Genomic DNA, 21600 nt, shown 5'->3' with positions numbered 1-21600 from the left:
TAACAAATTAATACTCCAAAAGTACATGAACCACCCCAGAAGCAGATACTCATGATAGAACGGATGATTTTGCTGTACTGATAACCGAACGATCAACACCTTAGACCATGGGTTGAGTCGATTACTGATGACAATGTGGAGTCAAATTGGTACATACCCCAAAATATTTCCTCAAAAGGAGTGAAATTCTCGGATTTTATTTTTATATTTGCAATGTAATTCGATTTGTTTGCTGTCTTTTATTTAGCAACACTAAGGTAAGTGAATTCTTCGACATGGTAAAACCCTGAGCCACTCGGCTTTGCTGCTTGGCTTGTCCAAGAACTTTTTGTTGCTCATGTATTTAAAAAGTTTAATTTATAATAGTGTTGCGGAATTAAGGCTGTCTACATTCTGATGGAGATTACAAACTCTTTAATCACTATACACCACATGAAGAAATTGCTGTTTTTACTATTGATGCCAATGCTTACATGTTGCGTCATAAACGACAAGAAAGGAGAACCTCAAACAAGCGAGGCCTTACTGCAACTTTCCAAGCAGGTGGAAGAAACGCAGAAGTCTCTTCCCCATGACGCTCCGGGGCTCTGTGGCACCTTAATTGATGTGGCATTTGAAGACAATATTCTGACTTACACCATAGCTATTAATCAAGGGGTGCTGGATGGAATGAAGTGGCAGGCCGACCCTCTTGATAAGAAAGCAAAGGCTATGAGAACCTCTTTTGTGCAACATGGCATGGGAATAGAGAGAGCCAACTTCTTTATTGCCAACAATGTTACGTGTCGAATGGTTTTTGTGGCAGAAGACGCAAAGGAGGCTGAGTTTACATTAGAATACACTCCTACCGACCTAATACTCATCCTTGATCAGATAAAGAAAGGTACTGCTTCTTCGCTTGGATATTTGGAGAAGGAAGCCCTTTCAATCGAACAAATGTCATTTCCTATAAAGATTCAGGAGAATTTCTTCATGACAAATAAGTATATCCGCGGCAATACAATATATTCGGAATTTCTTTGGAATGATGTAGTAAGCAACACGCCAAGTAGCAAAGAAGATGTTGCCCGCCAGAAAAAAGATATCATTCAGAACGAGAAAGAGGTATATGAATCCAGTAAACAACAGATAATAGATGAGGATGTGCACTTTCATCTAATCTACAAGAACAGGAATGGCAAAATTGTGTCAGAGATACAGATTTCTCCTCGTGACCTTTTGGGTTTCTAGTTGAATGCGGAAGACCGCAGAATAATGTATAACAAATCAGAGTAAAGCAATGGAAGAAGAAATAAAGGATAGGGCAGAAGTAACGTCGCAAGATGAAAATACAGTTCAAAATGGAGAGAAAAATGCTTCTGCAAACAATGCGCTCCATACAACAAACGTCTTTTATAAAATAAAACAAATCTTTAGTATAGATGGAAGAATTAGACGTAGAGAATATAACATGACCCTTTGGGGGGCAATAATATGTTTATGGCTATCATTGTTCTGGTATGACCAAAACAACTATAATCATAATGAAACATTGAATATGTTTGTCTGTATCTTTATTGCAATCTGGGGCTATATACTTTTTGCTCAAGGTGGCAAAAGATGTCAAGATCTGAACAGACAATTATATTGGCAGTTTATACCTTTCTATTTTATATGGATGATGTTCTCTGATGGAGATGATAACGAAAATATTTTCGGTGATTGTCCAAAGAAGAAAGAATTATATAAAAACACGCTGAGTGGTAAGATTTGTGGAATTGGTAAAGTGTTAATAGCTAACTTTGTTGTTCTATTAATAAGTTTTCCATTCCTTTTCTCACTTTTCTCAGGAATACTTCTAACATATAGAATTAATAAGATAGATAGATATAGAAATGAATTCATTGAATATACTGAACGAATATATGATACTGAGATAAATATTCCGGAAAGAGATTCTATAGAATGGTCCAAGCGTTATATGTTGGGACTGCGATTCTACCCGATGTCTGGCAGGAGTTGGTGGATGTTTAGAAGAGATTACAATAAGTTCGATGCAAAAATATACATTGAATGTTACAGAATAATGGGAAAAGAACCACCCATGTATTACATAGAACAAGCAGCAGGATATGAACGTTATTACTAACGCAAATAAATTCACGGAAGGAAATCAAGACTGATGTGAGATATCATGATGCACAGCGATACAAACTGCCATCGGTTGTCGATTTCCTACAATTGATGAAATATCTTCATGACATTGTACTTCACCATATTTGCTATGACGAAGTAATAGCAACACACAACGACGATGAATACAAGCACGGCTTGATAACGCAGCTCGTTCACAATATCGTTCAGCCCTGTAATGTAGTGGATCATCATTGGCACTGCCATCAACGACAGCGCAGCACCGACATACATGAACCTGATCTTTGTCTTGTCGCTTATGGGCGATATGCCCACAAACAAGGCAAGGGCGAGTGACAATGCGCAGAAGCAGAGTGATAGTAATGCTGTTCCCATATTCTATTCTACTTTTTAATCTTTAAAACAAGCAAGCGGTATTACTTTGACTCCGTCTGGGCGTGTGTAAGCCATGCTGCCACCTGTCATGCCAATCATTAGGTCGGGTTCGCGCAGCGGCACCTGCTTTTCTGTCTCATTATGCACTTGAATGAGTCGTTTAATTTCCAAAAGATGTTTGGCTCCTTCTTCTATTTCACGGCTGCCAAGTTTGCACTCTATCAGAGCATAGCGTCCATCGTCAATATGAAGCACCAAGTCGGCTTCCAGTCCGTAGCGGTCGCGATAGTATGACTCTAACAAGGCTCAGAACCGATAATTTTCTATCTGGTCTTTGCAACTATGCCGATGATTCACACAAAAAATGCTATATTGGTGGCAGCAAGTGATGGCATTAACTTGATGAACAATCAAACCATTACGGATAGTTTCGTGATGCATGCAGGGTTGAGCAGCAGAACGAAGATGCCTGTTGCTCACTTCGTTCTTGCGTTTTCTCCACATGATGCACCACGCATTAACAACGCCATGTTGGGACAACTTGCCAGCGAATACTTGCAAAAAATGGGATATGACGATAATCAGTTTGTTGCCTTTCGTCATTACGATAAGGAGCATCAACATGTTCATATCGTTGTGAATCGTGTCAACTTCAAGGGGAAATGTACATCCGATTCACATGAAAAAATCAAAAATATAAGGATATGCAAAGACCTGACAAAGAGTCCTGGTTTGTATATGGCTACAGGAAAGGACTCTGTTGAAGAAAGAAGACTTCGGTCTATGGATGCCATTCGCTACCACATGATGCATTGTGTACGTGAATCTTTACAGGTTGCTGACAACTGGAAAGAGTTTCAGATTGAGCTTGCTAAAGTAGGTATTCGTTGTCATTTCCGTTACAATAAGAATACGAACGGTATTGAGGGTATCTCGTTCTCAATAGCAAGAGACAAGGTCTTGAACAAGAAGGGCGAAGCTAAGATGCGACATGGCATATCGTTCAGCGGTAAACAACTTGACCAATCGCTAACACTCGCTCATCTTTGCGAGAAACTTGGCAATCTTATTGCCGTCGTTCATAATCAGGCAAGAGATATGTATGAGGATGCTCGTCAGGATTGGTATGATACTCACAATGGCTTCGAAGTTCGCAACATTGATACGGTCTTTCCTGACTTCAATACTCGTTTCTCTTCGCAAGCAGAGGCTGGACAATTCAGTGCTCCGGATATATTAGGTAATAGCAAGTTGCTTGCATCGTCATTCTTTAATGAACTTATGGAGAAATTTGAGGACGTTACTGATGCTGGCAATGGAGCCCTGCAAGTAGGACTTGCTGCACTTGGCGAAATTCTCTTTCAACCATATCAACCTGCCATATCTGCAGATGGAGGTGGCTCTGCCTCTAAGCTTGGTTGGGGAGATGATGACAAGTACAAGAAGAAAAAACGAAACAAAACTGCGACCTATACCAGAGAGCGATAATAACATTCAAAAATATTTACTCGTATGGCAAAAAATGAATTGCTTGAAGAAATCCTCGATGAATTGTCTGTCATCAAGGGTAAGGATGAAGCGAGAGATAAGCAGCTCGCTGACATCCTGAGTACGCTAAATGAGTTGCTTGATAAGTTTGCCCAGATTCCTCAGAATGGGAAGAATGACAATGCGCCACCAGGTAATAATCTCGCCTATGGTACTTTGAAGGATGCAGTCTATGATGGCATGGCAGATTACTACAAGAATCAGCCCGACTCTAAAGGAATCCTAACAGAGAATAACCTCATGACGATTCACGACATCTTCTGGGACTTGTCCAGAAAGAATTTGCGAAGTTCCGTCAGGAAGAGAAAGAAGAAATTCAAAAGAAGCGTGATGAAATTGCAAAGCTTTGCCATATATATGGTATTGATGAGATTTCTCAAGTTGCAGAATGGGCTCCCGAATATCCCATAGAGATTCAGCGTGTCATTCGCTTCATCGGTAGGAACACCCTTGAAGAGACTGAGCCTGACGAAACGGCTCACAAGATAATGAAGGTATGGGGCGATATGTTCTTAAGGATAACTACTCCTCCGCCACCAGAACCGCCATCACTAAGAGCATGGTTGAAGTTCAAGTGGCAGCAGGTAAAGACGCATCTCCACAATCGAAAAGCATTAGCATATACATTCATTTATTTCTGTACCTTGGCAATTTTCGTCTGTATCCATCTATACCAGAGTGCTGTTATGGATCTTGACAGAACCAATCGTATTTTCTATCACAATGTGATACGAAATGAACAGAGAGCGAAGGACTACCATGCTTTGGACTCGCTGATTCACTCAAATTCTTTCTTCAAGACGTATCGTACGTTGGATAGATAGTTGCCATCTATAGAAAAGATGACCGACAGTTATTGGCGAGCCAATATTTTGTCGGACATCTTTTATTGGACTTGACTATGACTATACATCACACCAGTTCAAAAATCCAGCACCCATTTGTTCCGTAGCATAAAATCGGAAGACAACATACCCGACACTGGCATAAGATCATTACCTTCAGGATCCTTCAACCCCTCCATTATGTGTTGGTAGTTGTTGATAACTTGTGCTTTATCGTTTTGGGTGTACAACTTTGGACATTCAGGAGTTCCACCTACGCTGATGATGCTCAACAAGACATCACACAATACGGTGTCCAAAGTATCTGTCGTGAAACATATTACAGTACCATCATTGTCAAAATACCTCACGCAGATTCCAGCATCATCCATCATATGTTTTGTTATAACGCTTGCATTTGCTCCCGAATCAGCCACCATCACGTATTCCTTATCACCATAGACAAGTCCAACAACCGGAATATTATATTGCTTCAATCCGTATGACATCGGAAAGAAAAATGCATAATCCTCGGGATTGCCCTCAATACTACCTGCAGAAGCATGCAATGTTTCTGTCTCATAGTCAAGAACCATATTATTCTTCCTAAGGAACCCATGACCAATGATACCTATGAAAAGGCCATCAAACATCTGGCCAAAGTCCATGTTCTCATTGACATAGAAGGTATCGGAGAACACTTCGTTGCCTATACGAAATGACAACGAATAACCTTGACACTCCACACCTTTACCCTGTACGGAGTGTATTTTCATTGTTTTGCCTTCAATGGCTGCATCATCTGCAATGTACGGGAGGATAGACTTATTCAGGATGCAGTTTACTGATCCTGTATCTATCATCATAACACCTATGTAAATCTGGGCGTCCTTTCCTTTGAATGCAGCTTTTACTATAGGGAACTTTGTTTCTTGTATGTTTCTCAGTTTTGATGTAAATTTCTCCATGTTTCTTTTTTGCATTTGAGAAGAGCCTCCCATCATTCCTCGATGGATTGCTCTTCGTTGAACTCCTGCTTTTTGATTCTACGAATCAGGTAAGCAATTGCCTTGGGCGCTTTCTCGCGACACACCTTCAGTTGAGCAAGGAACTCTTCTTTTGTGGCAGCAGAGTTGAAGATATCCACCAACTCACAGTTGTTGTCCGACAACTTGTCAAGCTGCAAGCCATGCTTCTTCATCAACGTGCGCAAGGCAAGGATACCAAGGTCGTACTTTGGACGTGCCTCCACAAGTTTCCGCATGAGGTCAAGCCCTGGATCGCCAATATACATCTCGTTGAGCATGGCAATCATGAAGAGTACCTTTGCATCAGGCGTTGCCATCTCGAACACGTTCGCCAACTGGCAATTGGTTTTATCTGCTTCCGTGTAGCGTTCAAGTTTTGCCAAAGCACGAGACTTAACGTACAGAGCCTCTCCACACTGATGTCTTTCCAGCACCTCGCTGATGAGAGTCAATGCCTCCTCGTACTTCTGAGCATAAAGACTCAATAAGGCTGCAATGAACTTCGGAGCCCAATGGCTTGTGCGAAGAAGGCTTTCGGGTATGTTCTCTACCGAACCATACAAGTGCTCATCACACACCAGTATATCCAGAAAACGCTTAGACTGTTGCATCGCCTCCTTGAAGTCGCCATCCTCAGCCTTCTTTGCCACTAGCATCAGGTACTGTTTGGCAGCCTTGTCATAGTTGTTCTGCTGAAGAGCGCCATAGACAGCCTTGCCACTCTCTATCTCGTTGCCAATCTGCTGTTCGTTGTTGTACTCGCTTGCGTAAGTGAGCACTTCACGACTTGTGTGAGCATACTGAGGGATGACATTCTTCGAGAGATAGAGGCCATCAAGGCTTCGTACGCGGCTAAGTGCCACATAGAGCTGTCCGGCAGCGAACATGCCTCGACTTAGGTCGAGCGAAAGCCTGTCGAAGGTCATACCCTGGCTCTTGTGTACCGTTATCGCCCATGCCAACTTCAAAGGGAACTGCGTGAAGGTGCCGGTCAGCTCCTTCTTCATCTTGCGTTCCTCCTTGTTGTAGTCGTAGCTGTACGATTCCCATGAGCAACAAGGCACAACGTATGTCTCACCATTGTTGAGCGTGATGCTTATCTCGTCTTTGGTGAGCTTGGTCACCTTTCCGAGTGTACCATTTGCCCAACGCTTCTGCTGGTCATTGCGTGTGAACATTACCTGTGCGCCAACCTTCAGGCGAAGTTTCAGCTCCACAGGGAGACGCTTCTCCTCAAAGGTGCCATCAACTGTTCCTTCGTACACGAACTCCTCTGTTTCGATCTCCTCTAGTCGTTGAAGGTTGATCTTGTCTGCCGTCTTGTTGATGGATGCCAAGGTGATGACCGCACCATCTTCTTCGCTTGGTATACGTACGTGACTATTAAGGTGCATTATGTCCTCTGGAGTCACTTTGTTCATGCGCACATTCTCTAGGATGTGAAGAAAGTGCTCATCATCCTGACGATACACTTTCTGGAACTCTATCTTCACAAGCCGCATGCGCTTGACGGCATCCGACTTGTAGAAGAAAAAGTCATCCGTATGGTACAGATCCTTCAGAAGGTCTTTCTCAAGTCCTTGCTTCACTACAGGTGGCAGTTGGAACATGTCGCCCACGAAAATCATCTGCTTACCTCCGAATGGCATGTTGTTCCTAAGTGCCTTGCGCATGGTGTAGTCGATGGCATCCATCACATCGCATCTTACCATTGACACCTCATCGATGATGATGGTATCTGCATGGAGGAGGGTGAGGATTCTTGCCTCGTTCATCTTTCCGCAGGTGCCAGGAGTGCAAACCTCCATCGGAAGACCGAAGAAAGAGTGGATCGTGTCACCACCGGCAAGGATTGCTGCCACACCTGTTGGCGCAAGGGTGATGAACTGCTTTCCAACCAACTTCTGCACGTTGTGAAGGAAGGTTGTCTTACCTGTACCAGCACGACCAGTAAGGAAGAAGCTGGAGTTTGTGTTGGCAACAAGCTCGTATGCAAGCTGCTGCTCGTGGTTCTGTGTGTCTATCTGTGTGTTCTGCATGTCCTACTTCTGTTCGATTTGTGGGAGGATTTGGGTGAGACGTGTGTTGAAGTCGCTATCAAGGAAACTCTTGTAGCAACCTTCAACGATACCTTTGGCTTGTGCTTCAAGTTGTTCCTGTGGCATAGATGACCGCTGTGCCTTCAGAACGCCTTCGAAGTAGTTGCGCACCATAGTCTCCGACTCATGACGGATGAACTCTTCGTTGCGGAATGTCTTGTCGTAGTCGCGCTTCTGTACGAGCTCCAGCCTTTTCCCGTTGAAGGCATATACTTCGATGCCGTCGATGTAGGTCCAGGTGTGGTAGAGCCCCACCTTTTCCACAATGACGATACGGTCGCAGAATCGTACGCCTTTGTAGTAGCGGTGTCCGTTGCCACTGTCGTATTCCTCACAGAGGAACATCTTCTGACCTTCGTCCCATATGGGAACGTGAACTCTTGGGTTGCCAAACGTTGGCAGGATCTTGTCGAACAAGTCTTTGTTGATTGCTTTAGTAAGTGAAGCCATCTTCTCGTCTGTTTTTCTTGGTTTGTGACTTTGGTTGTTTCTCTCTGCTCCCCAGATTTATCGGAGCAACTTCTGTTGGGTTTCTTCGATCATGTTTTTGGAGAATGCGAGCAGCTGGCTGTCAGCTATGACGCTTCCCATTGCCTTTGCCTGTCCAGCTAGGAAATCCTTCAGCATGATGATGCTCTCCTCTTTGGCTGTGCGTTCGTTGAAGCATCTCCAGTTGCAGCCGCCCCAGAACTTCTGTGCGATGATATTCGCCTTCTGTCCGTTCCATGCGAAGAGCGTGATGCCGTTCAGGAAGGTGTGAGCGTAGCCTTCACCTATGTGGTAGTACACGGCCAGACGGTCAGAGAGGCGTATTGCCTTGTAGTAGGTATTGCCAGCTGCGCTGGTGTAACCAAGGGTGAGATACACGTTCTTCTCTGGATTGTAGGTGAGAGAACTGCCCGAGAGGGCTGGGAGTGCCTTTGCGGCAACGAGTGCGAGTGCTGTGCTCATAGTCGTTTGATTTTGTTTTTCTGTTTAGCGGAATAGGTCGCCACCACTTTGTGATAAAAAATAATGTATATACAAAACCAACTCTCTCGGAATTGCGATGCAAAGTTACAGACTTTTCTCGTCCTACCTGAGCTTTTCCTCAGGTGTATTGGTTCCTCTTAATTTGGAACCAATATGTATTTCTTGACAGGCTATGCAACAAACCTTTTCTTGCGGATGGCCTCCATGCAGTGGCTGGTGCTTGTTATGCTGACGTGTACTGATGTAAGGTCTTCTGTACGGCCGTACTTCTTGTGGTTTGCCTGTGCCTGACGCTTCTCAACGATACGCCTCAGTATGCGGTTCTGAACGCTTGCAGGCTTCGCCTGGCTCTTGATGTTGAGGTTTAGGAGAATCCCATCCAGCACCTCTACCTCAATCTTTTTGGTGATGGTGTCGCAAACTTCCTTCGCTGATGCAGAGCGGTATCGTGGGGTGTGCTCCATTTTCTCCCAACTCTTGTTTACCTTACGGCGAGCATTGGCTTCTGCCTTCTTGCTTTTCTTGACCTGCTTCTGGTTAGCTTTCTTGTTTATTGTGTTCTTGCTGTTGTTTGTTGTCTGTTTCATAGTATGTAGATTTTGTTGCCCCACCAAACGATTTGCAGCGTCAACTCCGAGGTGGTGTCGAAGTTTGACGCTGCAAAGGTAATACGCTTTTCGCTAATAAAATCAAGAGATCAAGAGTATAATGGTTCCTTATAATTTGGAACCATTCCACTATCCTTTCTTAGGGTATAAGTCTGCTAAATTATGAATTCGTTGGGCGATTTCATTTCGTACAGATTCTGGCGAAACAACCTCCAATCCTGCTCCCATCTGTAGTATGCGACCATAAAACTCATTGTTCGGCTCAACGTTAAAAGAGAACTCTGCATACTTGCCATCTTCATATTGTGCGAATGGTCTAACAACGGTGTAACTCTTATGGAGGGGTTTCGTATCCATCAGTTTATAAATATATAATGAACGCGCACGAATTACTATATGCTCCTTCTGAGCATCCTTCATGTGACTTACGCCAACTATATCCTTAAAGAACTCATCATAGAAATGCTTCGGTGCTGGAACATACTCAACCATTGACCTTTCACGAGGTTTTGACTGTATTCTGTCAAGAGCTATGTTATAGCCATATTCAGGTTCCTTTTCTTCTGCACGACCGAACAGGTGCCATCTTCCATTATATTCTTTTAGGTAGTGGGGATGGAACATCAGCGTTACCTCTTCCTCATCGAAAGGCTTGTAGTCAATCTCCAAAACCATTTTGTTGGTGATGGCTTCATACAGAGATGGCAGATACTCTATGTTAGTCAAGATACGATCAAGGCTTGCGCTAATTACTTGTTCTCCCTTATGGCGCTTAGCTTTCATATCCAACAAGTCCTGACAATCCTTGAAAAAGTACTCCAACCATGACTTTGGGAAGAACCCTGCAGAATCCTGACAGAACTTCCAATACTGACGGAGGTTGTTGATTGCCTTTGCATTTCGCATATCAGCAAGAGGATCATTGTCCTTGCCTACATAACGGAACCGTTTGTTTCGGTTGTTGCCTTCCTCTTCAAAGCAATCGTTGCCAACAATCTCGCAGATAGACTTTTTTACTATGCCAACAGTCTTCTTCAGCTCGCCATAGCCTTCACAATTGGACAGGTTTGCGGGTAGTTCTTCAATAGATCGACCTAACCAGTCTGCCATTATATCTGCATAAGTAACCCATTGGCGACTCATCAGCCACCGATAGGTTATTATAGCAAATTGTGCCTTATAGCTCTCGCCGTCAAAGAGATTCTTGCGTTGCATTAATCTTCCTTTAGTCTAACATTGGTTGCATACCAAAATGTTTTGTTGGCATCTCTATCATTAGGTCTTGACTTTGCGGTGAAAAATACAATCTCATCTTCATAGTAATCTGTATTTCTGTCCTCTATTTTCAATGGATATGGATAGATATCGCACTTTATTTTCTTGTATCCGCCATCAATTATAATGATACCTTCATAGTCAACTCCGTCAACAAGTTTGTTCTTTTTTGTCTCTTTATTGGTAGGGTTGGACTTGCGAGATGTAGGGAATTTAGCAGGATCAATATAACCGACTTGCTTAATGCCACTTTGGGGTGCTTCTGTTGGTTCTGCTTCTGGATGTTTTTCTTCAACCAAATCCTCGGTAGGAACATAAGACTCTGCGAGCTCATCAAAAGAAATTTCTTTTTCGTCCTGTACATCCATGTACAATCCTGTTAGTTCATCGTCTATATCTGGACGGAAATCATATAATCCAGGACCACTATATGAAAAGCCTAATACTCCTCTTAGAGTTTGACCTTCTGTATGGAACTTATCAAATCTATTGGCTTTAAATGAAACATCTATTCCGCATAGCATTTTCAGGATTCCTTTGTTGTTATTAACGTGTTGAATTACACCCGTAACGGTGCAAGCATCTGTATCTTTTCGATTCTTGTCAACTATACAGTGGATGTCTTCTTTCTCACCTAGATAACATAGCGGCTGAACCGTTCCTTTATCAAATCTCTTGGCGAAATCCTCCGACTTGTGGAAATATGTCATTGCCAATTGTGACAATTCCTTATTTGGAACTCCTGCCAATATGGATTTTGCGCTATAACACACAGCCAAATAGAAACATGCATTCAAATACCCCCAACCAATTTGGTTGCCGCTAGAAAATTGATGTTCCCATTCTTTTAATAAGTCTATTGCTTCATCTATTGAGAATTCGTCAGGACCATAGAGTTTTAAGAGGAACAAAGTTTCATAACTTTTAACGTCCCCTTGATTCTTTTGGTGCTCCAGCACTTCTTCTATCTCCATCCTTTCTGATTTTGTCAGATTAGAATAGGCTCGTCGTGTATCCTTTGAGGACTTCTTGCTGTAAACGATAGACTTTACAAGCAAATTGCCATAAAGAGACTTGTTCTCCTTTGTTGCGCTATTATACATAGTGCGATAGCGTTGAATCGATTCTGCGTTTAAACCTACAATATTCTGATGGAAAGCTCGAACAGATTCATAAATAGGATATGAGTTCATGATTTGGCTCAAACCTTCATTCTTAAATGCGTAACAGATTTGTTCAAATAGATCCAACACATTACCTAGTTTCTCCGCATAATCAGAATATATTGAGTTTGTTTCACAGAAGGAGTAGTCGTTACAACCTATAATCTTTTGTCCAAGAGTTATACTTTCCTTAAACAATTGACTCTCTGCTGCATAACCATAAGGACTAGCAGGACTGATTTGAATACTTTGTTCAAATGCTTCATAAGCATCTTGAGTCCATTCATGTAAACAATCTTCAGCATCTTGAAGGTTTACATCCTCAGGGTTAGTCAGCATATCTCTTGTAAATGACTTAGACAAGGCGCTAATTTTTCTTCTCAACAACATTCCCTGCATGTGGAATAGATCTGCATCATTAGAATTTAAGTCAAATGCCATGTTGAGATTATCTTGAGCGTCAGAGAATAAGCGGTCATCAATTTCTATCCCCTTTAGCATAGATGCTTTTTCGTAAAGAAACCTAGCAAAGTGTCCTCTGAAAATTGCATCCTCGGGAAATGCATCCACAAGTGTTTTGAATAAAGACTCGGCTCTTTCTATGTCATCAAGATCCTTAATCAACAAAGAAAATTTATTCTTGATATTATCTCTACTATCTTCAATAGCTCGGTAATCAGCATTCTTTCTGATTATAAAGACGCTATAAAGCATATCTCTATCATCAGAACCAAGTTCACCGGCATTTTGGCAGAGGGATATAAAATCTTTTGCGATCTCAGAAAGACCAAGTTCCCAATTGGTCTTGTATGCTTCCAAGATAAACTCGGAGAATCTGTTATATCTAGGACGCCATATACCTTTGCCTGTTCCATCGTCATTCATCTCCTCAATTAACAACTTAGAAATGGCATGTTGTTGCTCAAAAGTGTAGGAACGAAGTGATTGGTGGAATTCATCTTTCCAGAGGGATTTTAGAATTGTTTGATTTACCCCCAAATCCGAATATTTAAAAACGAATCCTACATATGCGCAAAACTTGCGGAGATTTTCTGGAAGTTCGTCCATCCACTCGCTCACGTATGTAGAAAGATTCGTACTCGTTTCTTTGTCCTTGAGCATTAATGGGAAATCTACTACTTCTAGAATTTTTTGATTTTTCAGAGCTCCTTCAAGGATAGAATGTTCAAGACCTTGTGTTGTGTACTTTTCCACGAATCTTTGCAGTTCCTCCGTTTTTAAATACGAATCAAGAAGTATGACATTCTCTTTCTGGGTATGGTATCGTCTTGTGTAAGGTTCTATGTAAAAGAAAAGAACCTTCTTTGCCGCATCAGACATTCGTTTGACAAGATTCTCGAATTTGTCTTTGGCAACATGCTTTGATTCAACAATGGCAAGAATGACCGTATTTTCTGTTTGTTCTGAGAGCTGACAAAGATACTGTTCTGTAAGTTTTATATTACTACAGTTTTTTATATCAATGACGGTACAAGAGATTGCACCAATCTCATCTTCTTTTCGAATATCAAAGGCAAGCCTTCTTGCTAATGTGGTTGCACCACTGCCTGGTCTATGTCGCAAAGTGTATATTTGAGTACGTCTTGTGGTTCTGATAATTTCAGAGACTCTGAGTTTAACATTACGATAAATATCTCGAATGACATCATGTTGCTTATCTAATTCTTCCCACGTGATTTCTGCTCCAGAATAAAAGTCCCATGGTCTTTCTTCTGCGGTATTTTTCGTTGGTCCATAAAATTCTATGCCAGAAGCTTTGTATCTTTCAATAGATTCTGACAAATCCAACTTATTATTGTGAATCAGCAACCTCTTACTAGAGACCATTGTTACATTGTCACGTATTTCTTTGATATGTTGTAAAAACTCTGAGAAAGATGCCGAAACGAAACATACAGGCACATCATAGTCTTCTGACCATGACGTAAGTTCATCTTTATAATTGTCATTTTGGTAAATGATATTATTTTGCATCGATTGGCAACAGATTCCCAAGAGCCAAAAACAATTTCCAGTTTTTCGAATATTCTTTGAGCCAACTTGGGAAAATTGTCGCAAAAATCAATAATGATGTAATCATTGGTTTTGCCAGTCTTAACTAACTTCGAAAATGTATTTGCAAATAATTTAGGAGTTTCCCTAAGTGCTTTTCTGTCATCATAGGCGCCAAGATCCAATCTTCCTTTTCCGAAAATCCAGTTAGTTAGATTAGAAGTGCCAGAGACCTCACTTAAATTATCTGTAATTATTCTTGTTGAAGATTTTACATGAGAGGGAGCATTCTCGTATAAACCAAATTCTGTCTTAGCGTCCAAGTCTACAACGAAACTCCAATGCAGTTGGAAGAAATCAGCCAATCGTTCTTTGCTTAGTGGATGTTCATTATGGTCATTCAAAAATTCTGGCAAAATGATAACATAATCAAGTCCCGCTGCCTGTTCCATTCTATTTGTCAGTTCATCAAAAACAAGAAAATCATTACTTGTTTTTAGAGAGCTCTCCACGCACGAACTTTGAAATGTTACGTTGCTAAGAGGTTTGTTTAAAGTTGAGAGAAAAGCAATAGTTTCATTCGATAAAATTGTTCGCAAATCGCTAAAAACTTTAGGCATAAAAGTAGAAAGATTCCTGGCCTCAATTTCATTTTCAACTGTTGAAACCCCATCATGCATACCAGCTTCGCTGCTATTCTTGAAATCCGATGCTAACTTGACAAAGTCGCTATCAATAGCACTCTTTATTCTGTTAACAGTCCTTTGTGTCGAGTACAAAGCCAAAGTTGCACCTTTTGTGTAATATATTACCTGCTGAGCAAGTGAAGCGAGCATTGAATTTTCTACCGCTCGATTTGTAGGTGTAATAAAAGAAGCTGTACAATTTTTATAGTCACAATGCAATGTTTTCTGTCCAGACAGTAGTTCCTCCGCCAAAACAGTATCAACCAAATCAAAGATGACCAATTTACAGAATGTTTCTATTGCAGGACGAATGTTTCTAAAAAACAACACACAATCTCCACTATTGTAATTGTCAATAGCTTCGTTATAATCGTGTTGAAATCTTATTTTTATATCTTCCATATGATCTGTTTTATCCATTTTTATTAACGATTAATTCTCGCATACTTACTTGGAGCAGGTCCGAAATCTTTGCCAGCGTCTGCAAATCGGGTTGTGTGGTGTTGGTGCACCACTTGGAAACCGTTACGGGATCCTTCCCTAACTGACCGGCAAGCCAGACGCCAGTTTTACCTGCATCTGCCAATGCTCCTTTAATTCTGTTTAGGTTTTCCATGCAAATTTCTTAATGTTTGATGCAAAGCTACTATATTATCTCGGATTAAATGGGGTTATTTGTGAATATTTTATGAAACAAGTGGGTTTTTATATTTTGTTAAGGAAAACAGCTCCTTTGGTGACAGATTTTGTTGGTAATGAGCACAACATTGTGCAATATGTTACATCCTTTTGTGTGAAACGACCATTTTAGCCAATAACAAGATAATCGTGAATGTTTTTCATCTTTGCAACATGATTTCCTTGCAATTTTATCCCCCCCCAAAAAAAAACACACACAAGATATTGAAATATTAACACAGAACATTTCCATATTACAAAAATTATTTACAACTTTGCACCAAACACAAAGAAATAGATATATGAATAACATCAGTAATATCGATAACACGAGTAATGCCAGTAACATTTCAAAGGGCGACATTAACCGCTTGAAGGTTGTTCTGGTAGAGCAGAAACGTACTGCAAAGTGGTTGGCTGAGAAGATTGGACGCGACCCTGCAACCGTCAGCAAGTGGTGTACTAACATTGTACAACCGAATCTTGATACTCTCCGTCAAGTGGCAGTCATCCTTGACGTGGATATCAGGGATTTGCTTTGTCCTACAAAATAACATCGTTACACATTATACATAATATATAGGTATGGCATTACCAATAAATATAGAAGAACTACTGAAAGGCAAGACTGTAGAATGGGAACGTTTGGATTTTAAACGTGGATGGAATCCAGAAGATGTTGTACATTCTGCATGTGCTTTCGCAAATGATATTCATAATTGGGGTGGTGGCTACATCGTTGTTGGTGTTGATGAACAGGATGGAGTACCAGTGCTGCCTCCTATTGGCGTTGACCTTCATTCGCTTGATAAGATACAGAAGGAGTTGGTAAACATCTGTAGTCTTGTTCAACCAACCGTGAATGTGATAGCAGAACCTGTAGAATTCATGGGCAAGATGATACTTGTCATTCAAGTGCCTGGAGGAGAAGTACGCCCTTATAAAGCACCAAAGCATCTGGGCAAGGAAGCTTTGAAGGCTGGCAAGGTGTACTTCGTGCGAAAGGGTTCAGTGACAAAAATTGCTGACCAAGAGGAAGAACGTATTTTGATGAGTCTTTGCAACAAGGTTCCTTTTGATGACCGCATCAACCAGACTGCAAGTATCGAAGTACTTGACCGTATGCTTATTGAAGATTTCCTTAAGCGTGTTGGCAGTAAACTGACTCATGACGAGATAATGCACATGCCAATGTCAGAACTGGGATGGCAGATGCAGATTATTGGAGGTTCACCAGAAGATTTGCACCCCAAAAACGTAGGATTGCTTCTATTCTCTCAGAATCCCGAGAAGTATTTCCCTTATTCTCGCATTGAGATAGTTCACTTCTTTGATGAGGTGGGTGATAGATTCACGGAGAAGATTCTGCATGGTCCAATACACCTTCAACTTGAAGCTGCCTTGAAATACATCCGAGAGCAGGTGCTTATGGAGAAGGTTATCAAAGTACGTGGAGAAGCAGAGGCTGTACGCTGCTACAACTATCCTTATGGAGCATTGGAAGAGATTTTGGCAAATGCCGTTTTCCACAAGTCATGGGATGACCGCAATCCTGTAGAGGTGCGCATCAATCATAATAGCATAGAGATATTGAACTTTGAAGGCCCAATGCCTCCAATAACCAATGCAGACTTGCAGAAGCCTCGTGTAATTTCACGCAACTATCGCAATCGTCGTATAGGTGATTTCTTGAAAGAGCTGCATCTAACAGAGGGACGTTCCACAGGATTTCCGAAAATTTACCAAGCAGTCAGGCGTAACGACTCGCCTATGCCTCTATTTGAAACCGATGACCGCAATATGCACTTTCTTGCAACCATGCCGATTCATCAGGCTTTCGTTGACGAGAAGGCTTATCTTGCATCAAAAGGGAAGGTATTAGATGGGGAAATCAAGGATGATTTCGGGAAAGATGAAAAGAAAGATTTCCTAAAAGACTTCCTAAAAGGTTTCCTAAAAGAAAATGACATAGAACTCACTGACAGACAGAAATATATCTTGTGGGCGATATCCGTTGATAACACTCTTTCAGGAAAAGCTATTTCCCAAAAGATTTCGGAAAAGACTTTTGGAAAGATTTCTGTAACAGATAGGACTATAAGGACGGACATCGCAGACCTTCAAGCCAAAGGCATTCTAACACGTGAAGGTGGTCGCAAAGATGGTAATTGGGTAATCATAAAAAAATGATATGATAAAAATTTTCAAGATAATAGAGAAGGTCGTTTGGACACTGGTTGCAATAGCTGTAATCATGATTCTTGCTTTAATTGCAATCAGTGTTGCCAATAGTGCAGATAATATCTGGGACGATTTCCGGCCATATACTTCATTGTTATATGGAGTTGCAATGCTTGTCGTGGTATTTAAGGTAGCTATTCTTGGAGTACAGATGTATTTGGAAACTAAAATAGAGGAAAAGACTAAGCATCTGCAAACTATCATTGAAAAGCAGCAATCACAGCAAGTTGAACAAGAGAAGAAGGTCTCTAGCAAACTGGACAAGATTATCAATGACATTGCTGCTATCCCAAACACCGATACGGATGCTATTGTGGATTTTCTAAAAGCGAATCTACCAAATATTGTTTCAAATCTTGTTGACCAGCAGGTTTGCCAACAGGTGTCTTATGAGAAACAGAAGTTGGCTCTGGAATACGAAAACAGAGAAGCAGAATTAAAACGTAAATCACTTACCGTTGATGCAATCATCGAAAGACAAGACAGGATTGACAAACTCAACAAGGCAATTCAACTACGAGAACAACAGGAACGTGAGGAAAGAATGAAGAAAACAGAGAAATATACAATGCTTATATTCTCCCTTGCGAAAACTCCTGTAGAAGATGTAGAAAAAGTATGGCAGGTTACAAAACTCTTTCTTGAATCAGGTCATGTGTTGGCAGATAAAGATTCAACGATAGCTCTCAACAAAAATCTTCGCAATGCTGAGTTGAAGCAATATGCCATCAACATCGTGAAGTACAACCGAAAGGAAAACCTTGATATTGAATCCTACCTGATGACCGTCTTCGGAGAATGGTTCACCGGCAAGAAAGAAAATATTTCCAAGAACTATAATGTACTTCCGAAAGATTCACTTGTTTCTAAGGATGGAATTGCGGTGGAACTGGAACGTTTGCGTAAAGACATAAATTCAAAGATATGAAAAAAGTCATAACCTTTATTGCAATACTTTGTGTCATCATTATTGGGTTTTCAATACTCAATAACATTTCTTTCCACAAAAAGGTACTAAACAGAAAATCCACAGAATTGTTAAAGGATAGTTTATTACTTAGACAGGTAGAAATGCAAGGTTTATTGTTGCAAAAAACTTCGGTATTGGACTCGATATGCTTATACAATAAATCAAGTGACTCTATTATACAGGAAGAAATACAGAAAATAAGAGACAATTCGGATAAAATTCTAAAATTTCAGAAGAAAATATTTCAAAATAGCAAAGAATAATTATGTTCGATTTCGTTAACTATACATATAGCGGGATTTTATCTATCCTTTCTACACTATTTGGTTTGTCATATCCATTAGTGATAGGATGCATTGAGAAAATAGATGATAAGTTTGGTTCCACAAAGTTGTCGGAACGATTTATGAGCGAAATCTCATTCAAATGTTTCAAAACATCTTTGGTAATCAATCTTGTCATGGCAGTATTATTCCCTTTTCTTATGGATGGTAGTGGTCATGCAAGAATTATAATTGGGACACAATGCGTTGGCGCTATTATTCTGGTTTCATGTGCTTTGTTTCTCTTTTCAAAGATTATTACCTATTATAATATCACTGACTTGCAAAGGGAGATTTTAGACAATTACAATAGTGCAGTAAGCAAGAAGGACAAAGAAAAAGAGGAAAAATACTTTACCCAATGGGTTGACTTATCGGGGAAACTTTTGAAATCTGTAGATAATGAGCTTGTGCAAAGTGTATATAGAGTATTATCTAATTATGTGGTAAGGAAACACATGGAAAACAAGGGCAAAGCTTTGGTATTTGACCAGTATTATTATGAAGGCGTTTCACGTATAAATGAATATCTGAGTAAGGGCAAATCAAAACCGATATCAGTCAACAATGGGAATTCCATATTGACCTCCCTTATTTTGATGGATTCTGTAGTATCTGAAACCACCTATAGATATCTGTGGAGGAACCTTAGAACCCAAATGTTTTATAACAAGGATGAGTGGATTATGGAGTATTGGAAAATGGCATCACAGAAGATAGGTCTTTTTATGAAACCAATACACCAATATATCTATGATGAGGACGGTAAGCCATATACTCAGGAGCAAATTGAAGATAGTCAGAAACAGCGAGAGAATTTCATGGAGTTTCACATCATGTTGTGTTCAATGCTCATCCAAGAGAAGAAACATAGATTGTTGGAACTTATGCTTTCATTTACACAATCAGAACCTCCATCTTATCCTTTAGTGCCTTCAAATTTAAGTGATATAATAGATACCTTCAATAAAATAAACCATAATAGTTTTGTTGATCCGTTCTATTATGAATCAAGATACCAGATGCCTAATATGCACGGCATTACAGAAGGTAAAATTGTTGGTGCTGCAAATTGCTATCTCGCACTATTAGCTTATCGTATTTATGTTATACGTTGGAACTATGGATATGAGTCTGTACTAAATACAGGTGCATTACCAGACAACCTGTCAGAGCTTAACACTTTGAAGGAAAATTTAGATGTGTTCAAGCGATGGTTAGAACGGATTAAAGATAATAAAAATCTACTCAATGTTGTACGTTTTACCTCCTTTGATAAGGAAATCGAAGAAAAAGCGCTGATTTATGACAAGGTAAATCTTTTGCGACCAGACCAATTGGCTTCTTGTATGCAAAAGGAAATTCTTGACAAAATGGAACTGTTAAGGACTACCCTTCCATTAAGCGAAGAGAAAATCGATTCTGAAGAACATGAGTTAACTGGTAATATTATAAGAGCAATGGAGCCATATGGCGATTTGTTAGGAAGAAGATTCTCGCAGGATAAGTGCTACAACTTGAATTCGTCAGTGACAATGCCTTTCCCAAATACTGCATTTTTGAATAACCCAGATGTGGGACATGCTGGTATTGCAGGTTGTATGTCATCCTATATGTTACATAATTTTCACCATATGTTTGCGAGTTCTTTCTTTGTAGAACATAATATTACGGACTATCGTTTGTCATCGGAAGACTTGTTCCAAGCTATTGATAAACTAAATCTCAACGAGGAACATTATATTATTGCTTTGGGGCTTTATTTTGACTACTACATAGGCTTAATAAAAGATATTAAGAAAGAAACGGATCATAAGTACTCATATAAAGGAATTAAGATTCTTTCATTGGATTGTAACACAGAAGTTTTCTCTCAGATGGTTTATGTTATGAGATTTGAAGACCGGCCATTCTTGGATTTCCATGAGCCAACAGCAGAAGAACAGAAAAAATTATGTTTGGAGAAGATGAATGATTTATATGGTCTTTGGCTGTCTCTTGAAAAGATATCTGAGCATCCAGAATTACTTGAAGAGCCAATAAAGACTAAGTTTGGCGATAAGGCTAATCAATATTCTTTGTTTACTGCAATATGGAGTCCAAAGTTATTCTTTAAGCCTGATAAATATCCTATAATCAGCATCAAAATAAAATATCGTTTGACAGATGAAGGAGAATATGATAATGTGGATAAAGTTAACCCCTTTATTCCTACAAAAGAAACTCCTATTAACTAGAAAAATGAATAGGTAATCGCATTTGTACTATCTATTTTTGTTTATGTAAAGAGAAATAAGTACCTTTGTACAAACAAAAGAAAGAAATACAGAGAAAAAACAAGGAAAAAATAGAAAGAGTGTCACACAGATGCTTTGATGATTATTGATTCCTGTTATTTAGGATGCTTATGGCGTTCCTTATTTGTACCATCAAAATTATAACTCGCTGATTTTCAGTATAAGTTAAATTCGAGGAGGTGAAGTAAGTTTGACTTTTAAGGATAGACATTCTGAATAAGAATTAATAATAAGGCGAACAACCGAAATCTTATGGATATCGGTTGTACGCCTTTTTGTTAGTACTCAATTTAGGGCATAGCCCCTAGTATAGGCACTTTTGCAAGTGCCTATATATTGAGATGTTAAAAATTTCACTTGTTTATTA

The 21600-nt window shown here is 40.2% G+C and carries 18 protein-coding genes and 2 pseudogenes; 8 read left to right on the top strand and 12 right to left on the bottom strand.

The genetic code is table 11. From position 1 onward, the window contains the following. Positions 1 to 23: 23 nt before the first annotated feature. Positions 24 to 215, bottom strand: a pseudogene (locus tag HMPREF0673_RS14045) (IS1380 family transposase); the annotation flags it as partial. A 217-nt stretch (positions 216 to 432) separates the two neighbouring features. Here HMPREF0673_RS14045 and HMPREF0673_RS01270 point away from each other — a divergent pair. Together HMPREF0673_RS01270 and HMPREF0673_RS13285 are read left to right on the top strand one after the other, a co-directional pair. Next, on the top strand, positions 433 to 1230 hold the full coding sequence (locus tag HMPREF0673_RS01270; RefSeq protein ID WP_040596191.1) for a hypothetical protein: 798 nt from the start codon (positions 433 to 435) through the stop codon (positions 1228 to 1230). Positions 1231 to 1279: 49 nt separating this feature from the next. Next, positions 1280 to 2128 (top strand): DUF805 domain-containing protein, encoded by an 849-nt coding sequence (locus HMPREF0673_RS13285; protein ID WP_007897068.1) that lies wholly within the window; start codon positions 1280 to 1282, stop codon positions 2126 to 2128. An 86-nt stretch (positions 2129 to 2214) separates the two neighbouring features. Here HMPREF0673_RS13285 and HMPREF0673_RS01260 read toward each other — a convergent pair whose 3' ends face one another. Together HMPREF0673_RS01260 and HMPREF0673_RS13670 are read right to left on the bottom strand one after the other, a co-directional pair. After that, on the bottom strand, positions 2215 to 2508 hold the full coding sequence (locus HMPREF0673_RS01260) for a hypothetical protein (RefSeq protein ID WP_157591604.1): 294 nt from the start codon (positions 2506 to 2508) through the stop codon (positions 2215 to 2217). Positions 2509 to 2523: 15 nt separating this feature from the next. After that, a pseudogene (locus HMPREF0673_RS13670) lies at positions 2524 to 2802 on the bottom strand (AAA family ATPase); the annotation flags it as partial. An 81-nt stretch (positions 2803 to 2883) separates the two neighbouring features. On the opposite strand from HMPREF0673_RS13670, the gene HMPREF0673_RS01255 reads away from it, so the two are divergent. Together HMPREF0673_RS01255 and HMPREF0673_RS01250 are read left to right on the top strand one after the other, a co-directional pair. Further along, positions 2884 to 3996, top strand: coding sequence for a relaxase/mobilization nuclease domain-containing protein (locus tag HMPREF0673_RS01255; RefSeq protein ID WP_245544213.1), 1113 nt, complete (start codon positions 2884 to 2886; stop codon positions 3994 to 3996). A 24-nt stretch (positions 3997 to 4020) separates the two neighbouring features. Further along, positions 4021 to 4467 carry a hypothetical protein gene (locus tag HMPREF0673_RS01250; protein ID WP_007897060.1) on the top strand — a complete coding sequence of 149 codons (447 nt, stop codon included), beginning with the start codon at positions 4021 to 4023 and terminating at the stop codon, positions 4465 to 4467. Positions 4468 to 4978: 511 nt separating this feature from the next. Here HMPREF0673_RS01250 and HMPREF0673_RS01240 read toward each other — a convergent pair. The 9 genes from HMPREF0673_RS01240 to HMPREF0673_RS01200 all read right to left on the bottom strand — a co-directional run bounded on the left by HMPREF0673_RS01240 (position 4979) and on the right by HMPREF0673_RS01200 (position 15340). Further along, positions 4979 to 5848 (bottom strand): retropepsin-like aspartic protease, encoded by an 870-nt coding sequence (locus HMPREF0673_RS01240; RefSeq protein WP_040596195.1) that lies wholly within the window; start codon positions 5846 to 5848, stop codon positions 4979 to 4981. Between the two features lie 32 nt (positions 5849 to 5880). Then, positions 5881 to 7947 carry an AAA family ATPase gene (locus HMPREF0673_RS01235; protein WP_007897054.1) on the bottom strand — a complete coding sequence of 689 codons (2067 nt, stop codon included), beginning with the start codon at positions 7945 to 7947 and terminating at the stop codon, positions 5881 to 5883. A 3-nt stretch (positions 7948 to 7950) separates the two neighbouring features. Next, entirely contained in the window at positions 7951 to 8457 is a 507-nt protein-coding gene (locus HMPREF0673_RS01230) for a hypothetical protein (protein ID WP_007897053.1), read from the bottom strand. Positions 8458 to 8514: 57 nt separating this feature from the next. Next, on the bottom strand, positions 8515 to 8958 hold the full coding sequence (locus tag HMPREF0673_RS01225; RefSeq protein WP_007897052.1) for a hypothetical protein: 444 nt from the start codon (positions 8956 to 8958) through the stop codon (positions 8515 to 8517). Between the two features lie 191 nt (positions 8959 to 9149). Further along, the gene (locus HMPREF0673_RS01220; RefSeq protein ID WP_007897051.1) at positions 9150 to 9566 is read right to left on the bottom strand and encodes a hypothetical protein; all 417 of its coding nucleotides are present in this window, start codon (positions 9564 to 9566) and stop codon (positions 9150 to 9152) included. A gap of 150 nt (positions 9567 to 9716) precedes the next feature. Next, positions 9717 to 10802, bottom strand: coding sequence for a helix-turn-helix transcriptional regulator (locus HMPREF0673_RS01215; RefSeq protein WP_007897050.1), 1086 nt, complete (start codon positions 10800 to 10802; stop codon positions 9717 to 9719). Beyond that, the gene (locus HMPREF0673_RS01210) at positions 10802 to 13828 is read right to left on the bottom strand and encodes a hypothetical protein (protein WP_157591603.1); all 3027 of its coding nucleotides are present in this window, start codon (positions 13826 to 13828) and stop codon (positions 10802 to 10804) included. The genes HMPREF0673_RS01215 and HMPREF0673_RS01210 overlap by 1 nt, the downstream gene beginning before the upstream one ends. A 47-nt stretch (positions 13829 to 13875) precedes the next feature. Next, positions 13876 to 15144 (bottom strand): hypothetical protein, encoded by a 1269-nt coding sequence (locus HMPREF0673_RS01205; protein WP_007897044.1) that lies wholly within the window; start codon positions 15142 to 15144, stop codon positions 13876 to 13878. Further along, on the bottom strand, positions 15137 to 15340 hold the full coding sequence (locus HMPREF0673_RS01200) for a helix-turn-helix transcriptional regulator (RefSeq protein ID WP_007897042.1): 204 nt from the start codon (positions 15338 to 15340) through the stop codon (positions 15137 to 15139). Before HMPREF0673_RS01200 ends, HMPREF0673_RS01205 begins: the two co-directional genes overlap by 8 nt. 364 nt (positions 15341 to 15704) lie before the next feature. Here HMPREF0673_RS01200 and HMPREF0673_RS01195 point away from each other — a divergent pair, with 364 nt between their 5' ends. From HMPREF0673_RS01195 to HMPREF0673_RS01175, 4 genes are all read left to right on the top strand, one after another. Beyond that, positions 15705 to 15956, top strand: coding sequence for a helix-turn-helix transcriptional regulator (locus tag HMPREF0673_RS01195; RefSeq protein WP_007897039.1), 252 nt, complete (start codon positions 15705 to 15707; stop codon positions 15954 to 15956). Between the two features lie 31 nt (positions 15957 to 15987). Beyond that, a complete protein-coding gene (locus HMPREF0673_RS01190; RefSeq protein ID WP_007897037.1) occupies positions 15988 to 17592 on the top strand; it encodes an RNA-binding domain-containing protein in 1605 nt (534 codons plus the stop codon). A gap of 1 nt (position 17593) precedes the next feature. Further along, a complete protein-coding gene (locus tag HMPREF0673_RS01185) occupies positions 17594 to 18571 on the top strand; it encodes a hypothetical protein (protein WP_007897035.1) in 978 nt (325 codons plus the stop codon). Positions 18572 to 19073: 502 nt separating this feature from the next. Further along, entirely contained in the window at positions 19074 to 21173 is a 2100-nt protein-coding gene (locus HMPREF0673_RS01175; protein WP_157591602.1) for a hypothetical protein, read from the top strand. Positions 21174 to 21600: the final 427 nt, after the last annotated feature.

It is taken from the genome of Leyella stercorea DSM 18206 (assembly GCF_000235885.1).
In the GTDB taxonomy this organism is placed as follows: domain Bacteria; phylum Bacteroidota; class Bacteroidia; order Bacteroidales; family Bacteroidaceae; genus Prevotella; species Prevotella stercorea.
The sequence above is the reverse complement of the archived record's forward strand: the minus strand, read 5'-3'. Positions and strand labels throughout refer to the sequence as shown.

Coding starts and splice junctions, on each gene's coding strand:
- HMPREF0673_RS01220 (WP_007897051.1), bottom strand. CDS start 9,566: ATGAAACAGACAACAAACAACAGCAAGAACACAATAAACAAGAAAGCT.
- HMPREF0673_RS01200 (WP_007897042.1), bottom strand. CDS start 15,340: ATGGAAAACCTAAACAGAATTAAAGGAGCATTGGCAGATGCAGGTAAA.
- HMPREF0673_RS01185 (WP_007897035.1), top strand. CDS start 17,594: ATGATAAAAATTTTCAAGATAATAGAGAAGGTCGTTTGGACACTGGTT.
- HMPREF0673_RS01190 (WP_007897037.1), top strand. CDS start 15,988: ATGGCATTACCAATAAATATAGAAGAACTACTGAAAGGCAAGACTGTA.
- HMPREF0673_RS01240 (WP_040596195.1), bottom strand. CDS start 5,848: ATGGAGAAATTTACATCAAAACTGAGAAACATACAAGAAACAAAGTTC.
- HMPREF0673_RS01205 (WP_007897044.1), bottom strand. CDS start 15,144: ATGGATAAAACAGATCATATGGAAGATATAAAAATAAGATTTCAACAC.
- HMPREF0673_RS01215 (WP_007897050.1), bottom strand. CDS start 10,802: ATGCAACGCAAGAATCTCTTTGACGGCGAGAGCTATAAGGCACAATTT.
- HMPREF0673_RS01270 (WP_040596191.1), top strand. CDS start 433: ATGAAGAAATTGCTGTTTTTACTATTGATGCCAATGCTTACATGTTGC.
- HMPREF0673_RS01235 (WP_007897054.1), bottom strand. CDS start 7,947: ATGCAGAACACACAGATAGACACACAGAACCACGAGCAGCAGCTTGCA.
- HMPREF0673_RS13285 (WP_007897068.1), top strand. CDS start 1,280: ATGGAAGAAGAAATAAAGGATAGGGCAGAAGTAACGTCGCAAGATGAA.
- HMPREF0673_RS01195 (WP_007897039.1), top strand. CDS start 15,705: ATGAATAACATCAGTAATATCGATAACACGAGTAATGCCAGTAACATT.
- HMPREF0673_RS01225 (WP_007897052.1), bottom strand. CDS start 8,958: ATGAGCACAGCACTCGCACTCGTTGCCGCAAAGGCACTCCCAGCCCTC.
- HMPREF0673_RS01250 (WP_007897060.1), top strand. CDS start 4,021: ATGGCAAAAAATGAATTGCTTGAAGAAATCCTCGATGAATTGTCTGTC.
- HMPREF0673_RS01175 (WP_157591602.1), top strand. CDS start 19,074: ATGGCAGTATTATTCCCTTTTCTTATGGATGGTAGTGGTCATGCAAGA.
- HMPREF0673_RS01230 (WP_007897053.1), bottom strand. CDS start 8,457: ATGGCTTCACTTACTAAAGCAATCAACAAAGACTTGTTCGACAAGATC.
- HMPREF0673_RS01260 (WP_157591604.1), bottom strand. CDS start 2,508: ATGGGAACAGCATTACTATCACTCTGCTTCTGCGCATTGTCACTCGCC.